An 18,456-nucleotide genomic window follows, 5' to 3' on the forward strand; every position below is an offset into this window, starting at 1 on the left:
ACCCCACCACCCTAACGTGCGAACGCATTGCCGCAGCTCGGGACACGTGCGAACGGCGTTCTCGCAGATTGCTTTTCGTCCGCTGTGTCCGCCCTGTGGACGAAACCTGCCGAGCCTGTGCGCCCGGTGTGCTGCAACGCCCGACAGGGGCGGCATCGACGAGATCCACAGTCACGACCGCACCCCCGACGCGACGATGCCGCTCAAGCTGAAACCCGGTGCTGCCCTTCATATCTGATTACTTGGCAACGGCGATCAGCGCTCCCGGTTGCAGCCATCGCATGATCTTCACCAGGGTGCCCTCGTCGATCGCCACACATCCGGCCGTCGGGCCGTCACCGATGTGGACGAAGAAGGCGCCGCCGTTGCCGGGCGTCCGTTGCGGGTTGACGCCCATGACCACGGCGTACTTGTAGGGTGCGATGTCGAGGTTCTCGGTGCCACTCGCCGGATCGGTGTCGAAGCGGCACTGCGCCTTCTTGCACACCTGCATGGTGTTGTAGGTGGGGCTCTTCATGTCGCCGTCCCACCAGTGGTCGGGCGTGGTCTGGACGTATTGCAGACCCGTGCCGGGATTGGCGGCGGTGCCGAACGCGAACGGCAGCGTGAAGATGCCCATCGGGGTCTGCAGGTTGCCGTCGTGGCTCTGCGGGACCATGCCCCGGGAACCGACGTGCGCCGGAATCCCGACCGCGACGGCGTCCCACCCTGCGGGCCCTCGCTGATACACGTCCATCTTGGCCGACGAACCACCAACGCCCACAACCGAAATCACCTGCGTGGCCGATCCCACCGAGTTGGCGAACCACGGAGTGACCACCGCGTTGCCGACGGGCGCCAGTGCCACCGCCAGCGCGGCAGCACACAGCAAAGCGAACAGTCGGCGCACCCGTCCATGGTCGAGAACCGCCCTCTGGAAGGTCAAGCCAGGGCGGGTCAAGGTTTGGGCACGATAGGGCTTCGGCTTTGAGACCCGGCAGACGCAAGCACTGGCGCGAGCAAGGGCACGCAGATCAGGAACCACAGCGCACCCAGCAACCACCCTGCGAGGACGTCGGTCGGGTTGTGCACGTTGAGCACCACCCGGCTCGCCCCGACGGTCACGACGATGACGGCACAGAGCACCTCGATCAGCCGCTGCCGCGCCACCCCCCACAGCCGGAACACCGCACACAGCCCCAGCGCACCGGCCATGGTGCCCAGCGCGTGCCCCGAGGGGAATGACCACGAGGGTTCGTGCGCCAGCGCGGTCAGCGGCCGCGCCCGTTGGGCGATGTCCTTGGCGAGCTCGGTGACCAGACCGGTCGCGGCGACGCCGATCAAGAGGAAGAGCGCGGTGCGGCGCTGTCGCCGTGCGAGCGCGACGAACGCGACCACCACCCCGATGATCCGGAAGGTCCAAGGTCCGAAGATGAAGGAGAACCACTGCCAGCCGACCACCCAGCCGGGATGCGCCGCACCGTACCGGTGCAAGGGTGCGAGCAGCGACGTGTCGAAAGCCGTCACCCAGGGCCATGACGCTGCCCAGCCCACCCACAGCAGGGCGTAACCGATCACGGCCGCGGTCCCGATCAGCCAGCGGTTGCGGTTCGTCACCGGTCTCCTTTCGGATGCGCTCGTGCGCCGGAAATTCGCTACCGCCCGGAACATAACTGTCACGGGCACGAAACAAACTGACCATAGCTTCGCTAACCATGACCCAAGACCTCAGCCAGGAGCCGCTGTCGCCTGCCGCTGTACCGGACGTCGATCAGGACCGGTTGACCGCGACACGCGAAACCTTGGAGGACTACACCCTCCGCTTTGCGCCACGCAGTTACCGGAAATGGTCGACGCGCGTGGTCGGCATCTCGGCACTGGGCGGCATCGCCTACCTGGCCGACTTCGCGATCGGCGCCAACATCGGCATCTCGTACGGCACCACCAACGCACTGGCGGGCATCGCGATCTTCGCGGTCGTCATCCTGCTGACCGGGTTCCCGGTGGCCTACTACTCGGCCCGCTACAACATCGACCTCGATCTGGTGACGCGCGGCAGTGGCTTCGGCTACTACGGCTCGGTCGTCACGAACGTCATCTTCGCGACGTTCACCTTCATCTTCTTCGCGCTGGAGGGGTCGATCATGGCCCAGGGCCTCAAATTGGGTCTGGGCCTGCCGCTGTGGCTCGGCTACGCGGTGTCGACGCTGATCATCTTCCCGCTGGTCATCTACGGCATGAAGGTGCTCTCGACGCTGCAGGTCTGGACCACCCCGCTGTGGCTGATCCTGATGGTCGCGCCGTTCGTCTACCTGCTGATCAGCCACCCCGAATCGGTCGGGCAGTTCTTCGCCTACCAGGGCAAGGACCACATCCAGGGCTTCGACATGGGCTCGACGCTGCTGGCCGCCGGCGTGTGTTTGTCACTGATCGCACAGATCGCCGAGCAGAACGACTACCTGCGGTTCATGCCGCCGAAGACCCCGGAGAACAAGCGCTCCTGGTGGACCTGGATGTTCCTGGCCGGCCCGGGCTGGGTGTTCTTCGGCGCCATCAAGCAGGTCGTCGGCCTGTTCCTCGCCGTCTACCTGATCGCCAATGTCGCCGACAGCGCCGGTGTGGCCAACCAGCCGGTACACCAGTTCCTGGAGATCTACGACAACTTCCTGCCCAAGTGGCTGGCCCTGACCCTGGCCGTCATCCTCGTGGTGATCAGCCAGATCAAGATCAACGTCACCAACGCGTACTCGGGTTCGCTGGCCTGGACCAACTCCTACACCCGCATCACCAACCACTACCCGGGCCGGATCGTGTTCCTCGGCGTCAACCTGCTGATCGCGCTGGTGCTGATGGAAGCCAACATGTTCGACTTCCTGAACACCATCCTCGGCTTCTACGCCAACTGCGGCATGGCCTGGATCGTGGTGGTGGCCAGCGACATCGCCATCAACAAGTTCGTGTTGAAGCTGTCGCCGATGCAGCCGGAGTTCCGTCGCGGCATGCTGTACGCCTTCAACCCGGTGGGCTTCGGGTCCATGCTGATCGCCGCGGGTCTGTCGGTGGTCGCGTTCTTCGGCGGGCTGGGTGAGGCCCTGCGGCCGTACTCGCCGCTGGTGGCGATCGTGCTGGGCCTGGTGCTGCCGCCGATCATCGCCGTCGCGACCAAGGGCAAGTACTACCTGCGCCGCACCGATGACGGCATCGACCTGCCGATGTACGACGAGTACGGCAACCCGTCCGACGAGCACCTGCTGTGCCAGAAGTGCCACCACGAGTACGAGCGGCCGGACATGCTGGCGTCGGCGACCGGCGGCTACATCTGCTCGCTGTGCCTGGCAACGGACAAGACCGGCGAGCACGTCCTGCCCGCACAGAACTGACAGCAGACGGCGCCGAGTGTGACACCACAGTCACACTCGGCGCCGTTTTTGTGGTGCATCCACACTCGGGGCCTACGCTGAGGGCATGGCTGTTCTGCTGCGCAAGCTGCTCGGCATCGGCAACCTGCCCGATGACATCCGCGAGCAGCTCCAGGCCGAAGGGCTGCTGCACGTGGCCGAGTTCGTCCCGGTGACGTTCCGGTTCTCCGGCCACGTACCCGGCAAGGTCGCCAAAGGCACCCTCCGCAGCCTCGTCGGCGCCCTGGTGATCACCGAAAAGCGGCTCATCGGCACGCTGTCGTCGGTGCCGAAGAAGGGCGCCAAGACCGTCAACCACCTGTGGGACGAGCCCGACGGCACAATGGTGCGCGCCGAGCTGGACGACTCCGGTCTGCTGCTGGACGCCCCCGACCTGTCCGCCGTCGACCCGAGCTTCGAGGGCTCGATGTCGCTGCGGTACAAGACGCCGCTGTCCGCCGACCTGCTGGCCGCGCTGCCGGCCCGGGCGTTCACCTTCGACGTCCCCAACAAATACGTGTACCTGGCCTGTGGGATGCCCCCCACCACCTGACTCCGCCGGGGCGTAGCGTCGGCCCGATGACGATCCCGTACGACGAAACCCTGCGCGCGCAGATCGGGACGCACCTGGCCGGCCATCGCCGCCGGGTGGTCGACGACCCGAGCAAGCGGCACGCCGCGGTGGCCATCGTGCTGGTGGACTCGGAGCGCGGCGAAGATCGCATCGATCCGGCCCCGGTCGACGAATGGATCGGCGGGCGACCGCTGCCCGACCAGAATCTTGACGGCCGCATGGTCGACGTCGCCGGCGGCGCCGCGTTCCTGCTGTGCCGCCGGACGTCCCGGCTGAACTCGCATGCCGCGCAGTGGGCACTGCCCGGCGGGCGCCTCGATCCCGGCGAGACCGTCGTGGATGCCGCGCTGCGCGAACTGCACGAGGAGGTCGGCATCAAGTTGCCCGACGAGTCGGTGCTGGGCCTGCTCGACGACTACGCGACGCGCTCCGGATACGTCATCACACCGGTGGTGATGTGGGGCGGCGGCCGGCTCGACCCGCAGCCGTCGCCCGACGAGGTGCTGGCCGTGTACCGCGTCGGGCTGCACCAGTTGCAGCGGCCGGACTCGCCGCGGTTCATCTCGATTCCCGAGAGTGACCGTCCGGTGGTCCAGATTCCGCTGGGCAACGACCTCATCCACGCGCCCACGGGTGCGGTCCTGCTTCAGATGCGCTGGCTCGGACTGGAGGGCCGGCCGGACCCCGTCGACGAACTGGAGCAGCCGGTTTTCGCGTGGCGGTGAGGCGGGCACGAATCATGACGCACGAAACCGTTGAACAGTAAAGCAATTCGCGGTTTCATGGCTGATTTCGTGACCATGACCGCCAGGAGGTAGCCGACCCATGCCCCACACGCCGGGCCAGAACGTGCTGTTCGTGCACTGGCACGACCTCGGGCGCTACCTCGGGGCGTACGGCCACCACGACGTCCGCAGTCCCCGGCTGGACCAGCTGGCCGCCGAAGGCATCCTGTTCACCCGGGCACACGCCACCGCCCCGCTGTGCTCGCCGTCGCGCGGTTCGATCTTCACCGGGCGCTACCCGCAGAGCAACGGGCTCGTCGGGCTGGCGCACCACGGCTGGGAGTACCACGCGGGCGTACAGACGCTTCCCCAGTTGCTCTCCGAATCCGGTTGGCACACCGCACTGTTCGGTATGCAGCACGAGACGTCGTTCCCGTCCCGGCTGGGGTTCGACGAATACGACGTCTCGAACTCCTACTGTGAGTACGTCGTCGAGCAGGCCCTGCGGTGGCTCGAGGAACCACCACAGAAACCGTTCCTGCTCACCACCGGGTTCTTCGAGACGCACCGGCCGTACCCGCGGGAACGCTACGAACCCGCCGCCGGCGAGACCGTCACCGTCCCCGATTACCTGCCTGACACCGACTCCGTACGGGAAGACCTGGCGGAGTTCTACGGGTCCATCGCGGTCGCCGATGCGGCGGTGGGGCAGCTGCTGGACGCGCTGGAAGCCCGTGGGCTGGACCGCAACACGTGGGTGGTGTTCCTCACCGATCACGGGCCGGCCCTGCCACGGGCGAAGTCGACGCTGTACGACGCCGGCACGGGCATCGCGATGGTCGTGCGGCCACCACGCGACGCCGGGATCGAGCCACACGTGTACGACGAACTCTTCAGCGGGGTGGACCTGCTGCCGACGCTGTTGGAGTTGCTCGGGGTGCCCGTTCCAGTTGAGGTGGAGGGTGTTTCGCACGCGCAGGCTCTGACGCGCAGAGAGGCGGGGTCCGCGGTACGCGAGGAGGTCTACACCGCGAAGACCTATCACGACTCGTTCGACCCTATTCGCGCAGTGCGAACAAAAGACTTCAGTTACATCGAGAACTATGCTTCGCGCCCGCTGCTGGACCTGCCATGGGACATCGCCGACAGCCCGCCCGGCCGGGCCGTGCAGCCGGCCATCAGTGACCCACGCCCGGCCCGCGAACTCTATGACCTGCACGCCGACCCCACCGAGCGGCACAATCTCCTGCTCGACGTGCAACCCGAATACCATGCAGTGGCAGCACAATTGGCGCTCAAGCTCAACACCTGGCGGCAGCAGACGGGCGATGTCATACCGTCGGACTTCACCGGGACGCAGATCTCCGACCGCTATACCCGGACATATCTGAGCATCCACGGACGCCCTGCGACGAGCCGCTCAGCGGTGGCCTCCGACCGCGGAATCAACCCGGATTCGACGTCGCAAGACTAATACTCATTGTGCGAAAAATCCCCTTCTGCAAGGGATTTCAGCGCAGGCTAGGCTCTTGCGCCATGACAGCACGGACGGCCTATCTGGTCCTCGCATCACAGCGCAGCGGCAGCACGCTTCTCGTCGAGTCGCTGCGCGCCACCGGTGTGGCCGGCGAACCCCAGGAGTTCTTCCAGTACCTGCCACACACCAGCATGTCCCCGCAGCCGCGCGAATGGTTCGCCGACACGGAAGACGAATCGATCCTGCGGCTGCTGGACCCGCTGATCGACGGCAGGCCCGAGCTGGCCCCGGCCACCATCTGGCGCGACTACATCCAGACCGCCGGACGCACGCCCAACGGCATCTGGGGCGGCAAGCTCATGTGGAACCAGACCGCGCAGTTGCAGCGCCGGGCCCAGGGCCTGCCGGACCGCTCCGGTGACGGACTGCTGGCCGCCATCCGCGACGTCATCGGCTCCGATCCGGTGCTCATCCACATTCACCGGCCCGACGTGGTGTCACAAGCGGTTTCGTTCTGGCGCGCGGTGCAGACCCGCGTGTGGCGGGGCCGTCCGGACCCGGTGCGCGACGCCCGCGCCGAGTACCACGCCGGCGCCATCGCACACGTCGTGCGGATGCTGCGGGCCCAGGAGGAGGGCTGGCAGAAGTGGTTCCTCGACGAGAACGTCAACCGGATCGAAGTGCCGTATCCGGTGTTGTGGCGCAACCTGACCGAGGTCGTCGGCGATGTGCTCGAGGCGCTCGGTCAGGACCGCAGGTTGGCACCGACGCCGGTGCTGGAGCGGCAGGCCGATCAGCGTTCGGACGAATGGGTGGAGCGCTACCGCGCCGAAGCCGAAAAGGAAGGGCTGCCGGTATGAGTATTCACGTCGACGAGCTCCGGCTGCTCGAAGCCGAAGCCGTGCACATCATCCGCGAGGTCGTGGCCGAGCTGGAGCGCCCGGTCCTGCTGTTCTCCGCGGGCAAGGACTCGATAGTGCTACTTCGGTTGGCCGAGAAGGCTTTCCGGCCCGGACCATTGCCGTTCCCGGTACTGCATGTCGACACCGGCCACAACTTCCCCGAGGTCATCGACTTCCGGGATCGCCGCACCACCGGCGTCGGGCACAAGCTGCTCGTCGGGTCGGTGCAGGAGAGCATCGACACCGGCCGGGTGGCCGACCCGGGTCCGGGGGCGTCGCGCAACAGGCAGCAGACCCGCACCCTGCTCGATGCCTTGGAGGCCGGCGGCTTCGACGCAGCGTTCGGCGGCGCCCGCCGCGACGAGGAACGCGCCCGCGCCAAAGAACGCATCCTGAGCTTCCGCGACGAGTTCGGCCAGTGGGACCCGCGCGCCCAGCGGCCCGAGCCCTGGTCGCTCTACAACGGCCGCATCCGCAAGGGCGAACAGGTGCGCGTGTTCCCGTTGTCCAACTGGACCGAACTGGACATCTGGCGCTACATCGAGCTGGAAAACCTTGAGCTGCCGTCGATTTACTTCGCGCATGAGCGCGAGGTGTTCGAACGCGATGGCATCCTGCTCGCCGTGTCGGAGTACACCCAGCCGGGTCCTGGCGAATCGGCCGCGGTGGAGTGGGTGCGCTACCGCACCGTCGGCGACCTGACCATCACCGGTGCGGTGCGCTCGAAGGCCGTCGACATCGCGAGCGTCATCGCCGAGATCTCCGCTGCCACCGTGTCGGAACGCGGCGAGACCCGCGCCGACGACCGCACGTCGGTGGCGGCGATGGAAGACCGCAAGCGAGAGGGTTACTTCTGATGGGGCGAGCGAAGCGACGGGGAAAATCGGCATGAGCACCAGACAACTGCTGCGAATCGCGACGGCAGGATCGGTCGACGACGGAAAGAGCACGCTGATCGGCCGGCTGCTGCACGACACCGACAGCCTGCCCCTGGACCACCTCGACGCCGTCACCGACGACGACGGGGTGGCCGACCTGGCGGCGCTGTCCGACGGCCTGCGCGCCGAGCGCGAACAGGGCATCACCATCGACGTGGCCTACCGCTTCTTCTCCACCGAGGCCCGCAGCTACATCCTGGCCGACACCCCGGGGCATGAGCGCTACACCCGCAACATGTTCACCGGCGCCTCCAACGCGCACGTGGCCATCCTGCTGGTCGATGCCCGCGCCGGCGTGCTGCGGCAGACGCTGCGCCACGCCCGGATCGCAAAGCTGTTGGGGATCAAGCACTTCGCGGCTGCGGTCAACAAGATCGATCTCGTCGACTTCGACCAGGCCCGGTTCGATGCGGTGCACGACGAGCTCGGCCAGGTCGCGGCCCGGCTCGGTGCCGTCGACCTGACGGTGATCCCGCTGGCGGCCAAGCTCGGCGACAACGTCGTGCACCGGTCCGAGAACACGCCGTGGTACGAGGGGCCGACTCTGCTGGAATACCTGGAGGGCATCGAACTCGGTGCGCCACAGGCCGAACCGGCCAAGCTGCGGTTGCCCATCCAGTGGGTGTCCCGCCCCACCGCAGAACAGCGGCGCCGCTACACCGGCCGGCTGACCGCCGGCACCCTGCAGGTCGGCGACACCGTGCTGAGCCTGCCTGCGGGCACCAGCTCGACCGTCACCGCCGTGGACACCCTCGATGACGACCGCACCACAGCCGTTGCCCCACTGTCGGTTTCGATCGAGCTGGCCGACGACATCGACGTCGGCCGCGGTGACGTGCTGGTCAGCAGCGCCGAGAACGCATCGATTCCGGTGCTGGCCCGCGAGCTCGACGCCACGGTGTGCTGGTTCGCCGAGACCCCGCTGCGGGCCGGTGACCGCCTGGCACTCAAGCAGGGCACCCGCACCGTCCGCGCCACGGTGCAGGCGCTGCACACGCGGCTCGATCCCGAGACGCTGGACGACATCGATCAGCCGGTCGAGTTGGTACTCAACGACATCGGCGCCGTCACACTGCGCACCAGCTCGACCGTCATCGCCGACCCGTACCGCGACAACCGGGAGAGCGGCGCCTTCATCCTGATCGACGAGACGTCCAACGACACCGTCGGCGCCGGCACCATCACCGAGCCGCGCGAGGTGAAGCTCGGTACCCACTCACGCAGCGACATCCGTTGGCACCATTCGTCATTGGACCGGTCCTACCGGTGGGCCCGGACCGGGCAGCGGGGCGCGACCATCTGGTTCACCGGGCTGCCGGCATCGGGGAAGTCGACGCTGGCCGTCGCGGTCGAGCGGGCGCTGGTGGAGTCCGGGCAGGTGGCCTACCTGCTCGACGGCGACAACATCCGGCACGGACTGTCCGACGACCTCGGGTTCTCCGCGGGCGACCGCGCCGAGAACATCCGCCGGGTGGGGCATCTGGCCCGGCTCCTGGCGGACTCGGGTGTGGTGGCACTGGCCTCGCTGGTATCGCCGCTCAAGTCGGACCGCGACACCGCGCGCGAGCTGAGCAGCGTCGCCAAGCTGCCGTTCATCGAGGTCTACGTGTCCACCCCGCGAACCGAGTGCGAGCGCCGCGACCCCAAGGGCCTGTACGCCCGGGCCAAGGCCGGTGAGCTGCGCGGTCTGACCGGCGTGGACGCCCCGTACGAGCCGCCGGAGAACCCGGATCTCGTGGTCGACACGACCGGCGCCGACATCGACAAGCTCGTCGCCCAGGTGCTGGGAGCGCTCAACAACCTCCGCTGACCAGGGATTTGTGCACGTTTTTCCGCGGTCGGCGCGGAAAATCGTGCACAAATCCCAGGTTGTCCCCCGATTGGGGGACACGGAATTCATCCTGTTGGGGCCCGGCTGGTGGACAGACACCGCGGGCCTGCTGCGGGACTCTTGAGTCAACACCGGATCACTCCGGACCCGACATCAAAAGCCCACAGCAGCAGGAGAATTCAGATGAGCATCGTCACTCGCTGGGTCAGCTACTTCATCATCGTCGTCGGCCTGACCGTCGCGCCCGGACTGATCGCGATCGGCCTGGCGACGTCCGCCCACGCCGCGCCGAACACCGGCTCGATCTCGGTGCACCAGATCGTCGCGCACCAGAACAGCGCGCCCCAGCCCGGGACCCCGATTCAGCACCAGTACCAGCAGCTCCACTGATTCACGTCTGGGCGACCACGAAAATCCGGCGGAACGGGAAGAACGTCGTCCCGTCGGGCTGGGGTGGATAGGCCTGCGCCAGCAGCGGGATGATCGCCTGGCGGTACCGCTCCCAGGCGTCGTCGGTGAGCCGGGAGCGGACGTCCGTCAGCGCGGTACCGGTGATCCAGTCCAGCACCGGGGTGTCTCCGGTCAACTGGTGCAGATACGTGGTCTCCCAGGCGTCGACGGTGCAGCCGGCGGCGGTCAGCAGCGCGGCGTATCCCGCCGGGTCGTCGACGACGTTGGTCTCGCGGAACCGGATGTCGGCCAGCGCTTCGGCGAACTCCGGATACCGAGCCACCTCCCGCACCGCCTGGCGTGACGGCGAGTCGAAGTTGCCGGGTACCTGAAACGCCAGCCAGGCGCCCTTCGGTAGTTGCGTGACCCACCGGCGCAACAGTTCGCGGTGCTCCGGAACCCATTGCAGCACAGCGTTACTCACCATCACGTCGGTGTCCGGCGCGGGCGACCAGTCGGCGGCGGCGACCACCCGGGCATCGACACCGCGGGCACGTGCCGCCTCGACCATCTCCGGTGAGTTGTCCACCGCTTCGATGACCGCGTCGGGCCAGCGCTCCGACAGCGTGACGGTCAGATTGCCGGGGCCGCAGCCGACGTCCGCCACCCGTCGGGGACTCTGGACACCGACGCGCGCGAGCAGGTCGTAGAAGGGCCGGCCGCGGTGGTCAGCGAAGGCGAGGTAGGTGTCTGGATTCCACACATCCCCATCCTGCCGCCGGCGCCTGATACGTGCCTGACATTCTGATGGGTGATGGACGAGTCAGTACGCGACCTCTGGCAGTCGCTGGGCCTTCCCGGCCTGATCGATGTGCACACCCATTTCATGCCCAAGAACGTGATGGACAAGGTGTGGAAGTACTTCGACAGCGCCGGGCCGCTGACGGGCCGCACGTGGCCGATCACGTACCGCACCGAGGAGCAGCACCGGCTGGAGACGCTGCGCGGTTTCGGGGTGCTGGCGTTCACCTCGCTGGTCTATCCACACAAGCCCGATATGGCGGCCTGGCTGAACCAGTGGGCCGCGCAGTTCGCCGCGCAGACTCCCGACTGTCTGCACACCGCGACGTTCTACCCCGAACCCGGCGCACCCGGCTACGTGGCCGACGCCATCGCCGGTGGCACCCGGGTTTTCAAGGCGCACGTGCAGGTCGGGGACTACAGCCCGGCCGACCCACTGCTCGACGACGTCTGGGGCACCATCGCCGATGCCGGCGTCCCGGTGATCATCCACTGTGGTTCCGGCCCGGCACCCGGCACGCATACCGGCCCCGACCAGGTCCGCACCGTGCTGGACCGGCACCCGAGCCTCAAGCTGATCATCGCGCACCTGGGTATGCCCGAGTACCGCGAATTCCTGGACCTGTGCGAACAATTCGACGGCGTCCACCTGGACACCACCATGGCGTTCACCCCGTTCATCGAGGAAACCATGCCGTTCCCGCCTGCCGAATTGCCGCGCCTCGCTGACCTCGGTGACCGGGTCCTGTTCGGCAGCGATTTTCCCAACATCCCGTACCGGTACGTCGAGTCCCTCGACGTGCTCACCAAGGTCGCCCCCGACGACGAATGGCTGCGAAAAGTGCTGTACCACAACGCCGACAGGCTGTTCGATATCGACGATCGGCGGACGGGCGCCGAGAATCGGGGTTAGCATCCGAACGTGAACAGTCCGCAAGGCGATGCGTTCAACCCGCCCGTCCCGGTCCCCGACGTGCCGGGCGCGGATGCCACCGCACGCGGACTGCCGCGCCGGGCCGATCTGACGTGGCAACAGAAGCTGATCGTCGACTCCTCGGCCGTGGCTGACCTGGGCCTTCGCACGGCGCTGGCCTCGGTGATCGGCGCCGGCATGATTCCGCGGATGGCGGCATCGGCGGTGCACAGCCGCGCCGGCGACGACCCCGACGCCCTGCGGTTCTACGCCGAGCTCGCGACCACCAAGGATCCGCAGCAGTGTTTTCCGGCACCGAGCCGCCCGCCGCTGGTGTCCACTCGTCCCGCCGGCCAGGTCGCGCAGTGGGTGGCACGGGGTCAGGTGGAGAACATCTGGTTCCAGAGCAGTTACGACGCCGTGTATCCCGGCCTCCGGGACCGGCGAAGCGGCTACACCCGCAACAACGTCGTGCATGCCCAGCACTGGCGGCACGACGACGGTCCGCGCCCCACGCTGTGCGTGATCCACGGTTTCATGGGCTCGCCCTACCTGTTCAACGGCTTGTTCTTCTCGCTCCCGTGGTTCTTCCGGTCCGGGTATGACGTCCTGCTCTACACCCTGCCGTTCCACGGACCGCGGGCCGAGAAGGGCTCTCCGTACAGTGGCTACGGCTTCTTCATGGACGGCGTCCCGGGCTTCGCCGAGGCGATGGCGCAAGCGGTGCACGACTTCCGTTCGGTGCTCGACTACCTCGAGCACACCGGGGTCGATCGCGTTGCCCTGACCGGGATGTCGCTGGGCGGCTACACGTCGTCGCTGATCGCCTCGGTCGACGACCGCATTCAGGCCGTCATCCCGAACGTTCCGGTGGTGACACCGGACCGCACGGTCGACGAATGGTTCCCGGCCAACCTGCTCGTCAAGCTGAGCAATCGGTTGGCGCGCACCGACGAGGACCTGATCGCCACAGCCGGGCAGTACCACTCACCGCTGAACTACAAGCCGCTGGTGCCGCGGGAACGCCGGTTGATCATCGCCGGTCTGGGTGACCGCCTGGCGCCGCCGCAGCAGGCCGAATTGCTGTGGGAACACTGGGATCGCTGCGCGTTCCACTGGTTCCCCGGCAATCACATCCTGCACGTCAGCCAGCCCGACTACCTGCGCCGCATGACCAAGTTCATGAGCCCGTTCATGTTCGACAGCAGCGACCGCCTGGCCGGCCAGGTACGCCCCGCCCGCTGACTCTGAGGGTAGGGCGCTCCCTACTCGAACTTCTAAGCCCTCGCCGCAGACTCAACGGCAGTGCCGGCGCCGAGTCCGGACAGCTCCTCGAGCAACTCCGTGGTCAGCACACCCGGGCGCGTACCGAGGCCGCCGGCCGAAGCCGGCGCCATCGCCGCGAGCAGCGGCCCCTGCCGGCCCGACTCGCGTGCCAGACCCGCGACCGCCGCCGCTGCGGGAGCGCTGGCCGTGCGCACCGCACAGGCCGCGGAAATGGTTGTACCAGGGGAAAACTCGAGCACCGTCCACAGCTCGGTCGTCGCTGCCAGCTCGGCCAGGCATTCCGGCAGCCGCTGATCGGCGGGCAGCCCGTAGGCGGTCAGGTAGCCGTCGTCGTCGACGACGGCGCGCCACTTCTCGCGCGCGTCGGCCGACATGGGGGCAGCCGCATCCTCGGTAACCGTGACGGGGACGCCGGCCTCGCGAAGCTGGTCGGCAAGCCGGCGGGCCACCTTCTCCGCCGTGTCCGCGAGCGGCAACTCCGACGACCGCGCCTGCAGCGCAGCAAGATTCGACGCGGCCGCCACCGTGACGCTGACCCACGCGCTGCGCGCGCCGTCGAGCCGCCGTTCCGTGACGCGCACCGAGTCGCACCGCACACCGTAACGGTCCACATAGGAAGCGACGAGAGGCAGTGCATCGTAAGGAAATTCATCGGCTTCCAGCACCACGGTGACCTGACCGGCCGTCGGCCGTGCGGCCCCGCGCCGGTTCCGGCGCCACACCGCGAAGCGACGGGACACCATCGTGGTGAAGAACAGTCCGCGCCACCAGGCGAACACCAGCAGCACCACTGCGACCGCGATGCCCAGGATCCACTTCTGCGGCGTCGTGTGCCACGGGTACGTCATGGCCGCCGGGATGATCGCCAGCAATGCCAACGTGATTCGGGCCGTCATCGGGCGCCGTCCTTTCTTCGGTACGCGACCAGGGCGATCAGCGCGGCGACCGCCAGCACTGCCGCACCGGTGAACGCGATGGTCCGGGGCGTGGTGTCCTTCGGCGCCGGCTCGGGCGGCATAGCCACGGCAACGGATTTCGACGCCGGGGCTGTCGCCGGTAGGTCCCAGGTCAGGGCCGCAACCGGGTCGACGACGCCGGCACCCACGAGGTTCGACGGCGAGCGCGCGGCACCGTGCGCGGTGGCGGTCAGCCGGTGCGTGACGTCCGCCGCATTCAGCGCGGGAAATCGGCTGCGTACCAAGGCGGCAACGCCGGCAACGTAGGCCGCCGCGTAGCTGCTGCTACGCAACGGGAACAGGTCGCCGCGTTCGTTGGGCAGCGCGTTGGCCAGACCGTTCGCTCCGGTCGACGCGACGTTCTCACCTGGTGCCGCGATGCCGACCCAGGGCCCGGGGGTGGTGAAGTCCGACGGTTGTCCAGCGGCGTCGAGTGATCCGACCGACAGCACGTACGGCTGCCACCAGGACGGAATGGACACCGACTTGACCCCGGCCCAGTTGCGCGGGTCGGCCGCGTTGCCGGGGTTGTCCAGGGGGTTCGCCTCGCACGACGGGCCGCCGGCCAGGCCGGCCCGATCATTGCCGGCGGCGGCGACGATCACCGCATCCTTCTCCTGCGCAGCGTATTTCAGTGCCGCGCCCAGTTCGGTCTGGTCGACCGGCCGGTCGGCGGGCAGGCAGGTGACGGCCGTGATGGCGATGACCTTGGCGCCGCGGTCGGCGGCATGCACCACGGCCCGGGCCAGTGACGCGACGGCGATGGTCGCGTACGCCGCGGCCGGGTCGCCCCCATTGCCGCGGGGCGCGTACCGCTCGGAGGTCTGACGGATCGCGAGGATGCGGGCGCCCGGCGCGACGCCGGAGAACCCGTCCGCGCCCGGCTGACCCGCGATCAGTCCGGCGACGAGCGTGCCGTGGCCATCGCAATCGGTGAGTCCGTCGGTGTTCTCCACGAAGTCGCCGCCGGCCTCCACATTCGGCAACCGCGGACCGGGACGCACGCCGGTGTCGATGACCGCCACCGTCTGTCCGTCACCGCGGCTGAAGGCCCAGGCGCCCGGCACGTTGAGCAGGGTGTGGCCCGGACCCGGTGCGCCCGGATCGGTGCCGGGCAGCACGCCGGCGGTGACGCACTGTCCGCGCTGGCCCATCGCCGCGACGGGGCCGACGCTGCCCGACGGCGGCGCCGCATGTTCATCGACGTGTGGCGGCACGATGGCACCGGCGGCCGGTACCAGTACCGTCGGCACGACTGCGGCGGTGGCGGCGAAAGCGGCCGTCAGGACGGAGATTCCGCGCCGGATGGCCACCATCACCGGTTGATGACCCAGGCGAACAGACCCACCAGGTAGGCCAGCACCGGGATCAGCGAAGCGTCCAACGCCGTCGCCGCGAAGCCGACCAGGCGACGCATCGGCAGCGAGTAGGTCTGCGGGTCGGCCACCTGGGGATTCAGGGCAGCCACCACACCGACCGCCACGAGCGCCGCGAGCGCACCCAGCGACCACCAGGCGTTGGTGTAGTGACCGCCGCAGGCGAACAGCGTGAGCAGCACGGCCGCAAGCAGATACGGCTGGCTCAGCAGCCACACCTTGCACGGCACCGAGTCCCAGATGCGGGCCCGCAACGCCGTCGCCAGCGCGGCGGCCACGACCACGTACCACGCCCACGGCGACGGGTGCGCCGCCGCCACGAGAACCACCGAACCGGCGGTCAGGGTCAGCACCGCACCGGCGAGGAAGCCGGTCTGGTGCGCGTCGCACACGCGCACCCGGCGCGGCAGATCGGCCAGCACGGACCGCGGCAGGGCCGACGGCGTCGGGTCGCCCGGCGCCGGGATGTTCGGCACCGGGAAGCGCGCCCACAGCGTCGACAGCCGCGCGGCCTGGACCATGACGAGCAGTGCGAAAACGATGAGCACAGCACCGATCACGGCGTTGTTCAGTTGCCAGAGCGATGCGGCCGCACCGACGATCACGCCCGCGATGCCGAGGACCGTCGTGGCGGTGAAGGCCGCGATGGCCTGTCCGCCGACGGTGATGCTGACGATCGACCACGCCGCGACCGCCGCCGCACCGAGCAGCAAGCTGGCCGGGCCGGACGGGCCGGGCACTGCCAGCGCGAAAGCCACGCCGACCGGCAGCAGCGCCGCCAGGCTCAGGGCTGTCGCCAGCCGCGGCATGGCGGGCCGGGTCAGCAGCGCCGCGGCGACGGCCAGCACCGCAACACCCACGACGGTGAACAGTCCGGCGGGCTGGCCGGTGCGGACCCGCACCAGCGTCGCCAGCGCGGTGGCGAGCACCGTCAAGGCCACGACGCCCCACGCCGCGAGACGCCGGATATGCGCATTGCCCCAGGGGTTTTCGCGGGCCGCGGAGAAGATGGCGGCGGCATCGGCGATGTCCTCGACGATGCGCGGGGCCGGCGGACCGGCGGGCACCGGCTGCAGCGCCAGCAGGTCACCGTCGACCACACCCACCGTGTCGAGGGTCGCGTCGAGGCTGTACGCCGCACCGCCGAGCGGGGCGAGTGACAGCTCGGCGCCGGAGGCGGCCTCTGGTGCGATGATGCGCCGCACCGCGGGCACGATCTCGCGCAAGGGCAGGCCCGCCGGCAGGGCGACGTCGGTGAGTCGCCCGCGACCACCCTGCTCGTCGCCCGCGGCGAGCACCGCGACCCGCACAATCGGCATCGCAGTACTACCAGACGTGTTGGGGGACATGTTCTTTCCGTTCTCCAGTCGAGGTCTCAAAGTCTCGGGTCAGGTTCGCCGTGGGGAACCAGGGACCGTCGGGCAGTGTCGCGGTCAACCGCTGCACCGCAGCGGTGACGGCGAGGTCGGTGCCCGGGGTGAAGTTTGAAATCCAGGTGCCGTCAGCGGCTTTCACCGGCGCCACGACGACGCGGCCCGCGGCGGTGTCGACGATGCTGACGCCCACGTCGGTGCTGATCCGGTGACCGTCGCGATGATCGCCCGCGACGATCTCCACGTAACTGCGTCCGGGCGCGAACGCCGCCCGCACGACGGCATGCGCCGAAGGCGGGATGCCGAGGTGGTCCATCACGTCGTCCAGCGAGTCGCCGCGGCGCAGCCGTTCGTCGGCCTTGGCTCCGATGTGCGCGGGCATGGCGAACTCGTCGAACCGGGCGGGCGCGCGGCCGGACAAGCCAGCCGTGAGCACCGGCACCAGCGCATCGGGGGACGCGACGGTCAGCGCGGTGCAGGTCATCAGGTGCTCGCTGCGCAGGACCGCGACGGTGAGGTCGCCGCTGCGCACGAGAATCCCGCGCAGCATGGCGCCCGATCCGGACACCCATCGCAGTTCCAGCCAGCGCCGGGGCCGGCACACGGCCCGAATCCATTGCGCGACAGCGGGATGCACGGAGCCGTCGGTGGACAGCACCCCCATCCGCGTCAGCGCGGTGACCTGGTCGGCATCGAAGCCGTTCTTGGCGGCGGGTTCACTGTAGGGCTGCGTGATGGCCAGCACCCACGGAAAACCCCCGGCGCCCAGACGGTCCGCGAGGAACCAGGCTTGCTCCGCGGTCAGTTCGACCGCGGAAACCGGGACTCCGGCGCGTTCCGTGTCAAGGGACACGGAACGCGCCGGAACCGTTGGACCTAAACCCACTTGGCGCCTTCGGCGCTGTCGCGCGCACTCATCGAGAGCGTGTTGGTCTCGTGGGTGCTCGCCATCGCGCGATAGGCGTGGACGAGTTCTTCCATCGCGGTGTTCCACTGGGCCTGCCACGCCTGGTAGCTGGTTCCGGTGTCACCCTGCCAGGCGCCGGCCAGGGCGGCCTGCTCGCTGGCGATGTCGAGGCCGACGGCGTGCAGGGCGCCCGCGTAAGCGGTCATCTCGCCGGCGTGCGCCAGCATCGCCGGGTAGTTGTACATGATCTGGGACATGGGATCTCCTCGCTGCTGGGTGTCTGGGTCGGGGTGCGGCGGCTAGACCGAGGTGTAGGTGCCGGCCGCGGCGGTGTCCTGCGCGACGTAGGTGCCCGCCGCGTCGCCCAGGTTGGCCTGTGCGATGTCCAGCAGGGCGTTGACCTTGGCAGCGACCGCCATGAAGCGGACATGTGCAGCCTGGAAGGCGGCCGCCGAGTCACCCTGGTGGAAGCCCTGGGCCGACTGCGCGGCCTGCTCGGCCTGGCCGATGGTGCTGCGCATCAGTGCGGCCTTGGCGGAGAAGGTCGACTCGGAAGCGATCAGCTGGGGGATGTGTGCGTCGAGCATGCTCATGGTGATACCTCTCAGGGTTCGTCCGGATTCTCTTGG

The 18,456-nt window shown here is 68.5% G+C and carries 19 protein-coding genes; 10 read left to right on the forward strand and 9 right to left on the reverse strand.

Annotated elements, in window-relative coordinates:
- Nucleotides 1-238 precede the first annotated feature (238 nt).
- On the reverse strand, nucleotides 239-889 hold the full coding sequence (locus tag VXD91_RS11650; RefSeq protein ID WP_212808048.1) for a L,D-transpeptidase family protein: 651 nt from the start codon (nucleotides 887-889) through the stop codon (nucleotides 239-241).
- Nucleotides 890-936: 47 nt separating this feature from the next.
- Nucleotides 937-1,596, reverse strand: coding sequence for a phosphatase PAP2 family protein (locus tag VXD91_RS11655; protein WP_346415478.1), 660 nt, complete (start codon nucleotides 1,594-1,596; stop codon nucleotides 937-939).
- Between the two features lie 98 nt (nucleotides 1,597-1,694).
- Here VXD91_RS11655 and VXD91_RS11660 point away from each other — a divergent pair, with 98 nt between their 5' ends.
- From VXD91_RS11660 to VXD91_RS11695, 8 genes are all read left to right on the forward strand, one after another.
- On the forward strand, nucleotides 1,695-3,359 hold the full coding sequence (locus tag VXD91_RS11660) for a hypothetical protein (protein ID WP_346415479.1): 1,665 nt from the start codon (nucleotides 1,695-1,697) through the stop codon (nucleotides 3,357-3,359).
- Between the two features lie 85 nt (nucleotides 3,360-3,444).
- Complete coding sequence (locus tag VXD91_RS11665; protein WP_293012150.1) at nucleotides 3,445-3,930, forward strand: hypothetical protein; 486 nt, start codon at nucleotides 3,445-3,447, stop codon at nucleotides 3,928-3,930.
- Between the two features lie 26 nt (nucleotides 3,931-3,956).
- Entirely contained in the window at nucleotides 3,957-4,676 is a 720-nt protein-coding gene (locus tag VXD91_RS11670; RefSeq protein WP_061001057.1) for a CoA pyrophosphatase, read from the forward strand.
- Nucleotides 4,677-4,776: 100 nt separating this feature from the next.
- Nucleotides 4,777-6,150, forward strand: a complete 1,374-nt coding sequence (locus VXD91_RS11675) for a sulfatase (protein WP_346415480.1) — start codon at nucleotides 4,777-4,779, stop codon at nucleotides 6,148-6,150.
- Nucleotides 6,151-6,212: 62 nt separating this feature from the next.
- Entirely contained in the window at nucleotides 6,213-7,013 is an 801-nt protein-coding gene (locus tag VXD91_RS11680) for a Stf0 family sulfotransferase (RefSeq protein ID WP_061001055.1), read from the forward strand.
- Nucleotides 7,010-7,912 carry a sulfate adenylyltransferase subunit CysD gene (gene cysD, locus VXD91_RS11685; RefSeq protein WP_061010337.1) on the forward strand — a complete coding sequence of 301 codons (903 nt, stop codon included), beginning with the start codon at nucleotides 7,010-7,012 and terminating at the stop codon, nucleotides 7,910-7,912. Before VXD91_RS11680 ends, cysD begins: the two co-directional genes overlap by 4 nt.
- 31 nt (nucleotides 7,913-7,943) lie before the next feature.
- Nucleotides 7,944-9,803: an adenylyl-sulfate kinase gene (gene cysC, locus VXD91_RS11690; RefSeq protein ID WP_346415481.1), complete on the forward strand. Its 1,860-nt coding sequence runs from the start codon at nucleotides 7,944-7,946 to the stop codon at nucleotides 9,801-9,803.
- Between the two features lie 204 nt (nucleotides 9,804-10,007).
- The gene (locus tag VXD91_RS11695) at nucleotides 10,008-10,214 is read left to right on the forward strand and encodes a hypothetical protein (RefSeq protein WP_064860584.1); all 207 of its coding nucleotides are present in this window, start codon (nucleotides 10,008-10,010) and stop codon (nucleotides 10,212-10,214) included.
- 1 nt (nucleotide 10,215) lies between these two features.
- On the opposite strand, the gene VXD91_RS11700 is transcribed toward VXD91_RS11695, so the two are convergent.
- Nucleotides 10,216-10,977, reverse strand: a complete 762-nt coding sequence (locus VXD91_RS11700) for a trans-aconitate 2-methyltransferase (RefSeq protein ID WP_346415482.1) — start codon at nucleotides 10,975-10,977, stop codon at nucleotides 10,216-10,218.
- A 51-nt stretch (nucleotides 10,978-11,028) separates the two neighbouring features.
- Between VXD91_RS11700 and VXD91_RS11705 the strand changes: the two genes are divergently transcribed.
- Together VXD91_RS11705 and VXD91_RS11710 are read left to right on the forward strand one after the other, a co-directional pair.
- Nucleotides 11,029-11,928 (forward strand): amidohydrolase family protein, encoded by a 900-nt coding sequence (locus VXD91_RS11705; protein ID WP_346415483.1) that lies wholly within the window; start codon nucleotides 11,029-11,031, stop codon nucleotides 11,926-11,928.
- A 9-nt stretch (nucleotides 11,929-11,937) separates the two neighbouring features.
- Nucleotides 11,938-13,173 (forward strand): alpha/beta fold hydrolase, encoded by a 1,236-nt coding sequence (locus VXD91_RS11710; RefSeq protein ID WP_346415484.1) that lies wholly within the window; start codon nucleotides 11,938-11,940, stop codon nucleotides 13,171-13,173.
- Nucleotides 13,174-13,205: 32 nt separating this feature from the next.
- Here the strand turns inward: VXD91_RS11710 and eccE are convergent, their stop codons facing one another.
- From eccE to VXD91_RS11740, 6 genes are read right to left on the reverse strand one after another with little or no spacing between them, the layout of a single operon-like run.
- Entirely contained in the window at nucleotides 13,206-14,111 is a 906-nt protein-coding gene (gene eccE / locus VXD91_RS11715) for a type VII secretion protein EccE (RefSeq protein ID WP_061010339.1), read from the reverse strand.
- Nucleotides 14,108-15,487, reverse strand: a complete 1,380-nt coding sequence (gene mycP, locus VXD91_RS11720) for a type VII secretion-associated serine protease mycosin (protein ID WP_346415485.1) — start codon at nucleotides 15,485-15,487, stop codon at nucleotides 14,108-14,110. The genes eccE and mycP overlap by 4 nt, the downstream gene beginning before the upstream one ends.
- Entirely contained in the window at nucleotides 15,487-16,866 is a 1,380-nt protein-coding gene (gene eccD, locus VXD91_RS11725; protein WP_061010342.1) for a type VII secretion integral membrane protein EccD, read from the reverse strand. The genes mycP and eccD overlap by 1 nt, the downstream gene beginning before the upstream one ends.
- A gap of 7 nt (nucleotides 16,867-16,873) precedes the next feature.
- The gene (locus VXD91_RS11730; protein WP_061000611.1) at nucleotides 16,874-17,773 is read right to left on the reverse strand and encodes an ESX secretion-associated protein EspG; all 900 of its coding nucleotides are present in this window, start codon (nucleotides 17,771-17,773) and stop codon (nucleotides 16,874-16,876) included.
- 23 nt (nucleotides 17,774-17,796) lie between these two features.
- On the reverse strand, nucleotides 17,797-18,084 hold the full coding sequence (locus VXD91_RS11735; RefSeq protein ID WP_061000613.1) for a WXG100 family type VII secretion target: 288 nt from the start codon (nucleotides 18,082-18,084) through the stop codon (nucleotides 17,797-17,799).
- Nucleotides 18,085-18,126: 42 nt separating this feature from the next.
- A complete protein-coding gene (locus tag VXD91_RS11740; protein ID WP_061010344.1) occupies nucleotides 18,127-18,420 on the reverse strand; it encodes a WXG100 family type VII secretion target in 294 nt (97 codons plus the stop codon).
- Nucleotides 18,421-18,456: the final 36 nt, after the last annotated feature.

Source organism: Mycobacterium sp. SM3041, assembly GCF_039668335.1.
Lineage (GTDB): Bacteria > Actinomycetota > Actinomycetes > Mycobacteriales > Mycobacteriaceae > Mycobacterium.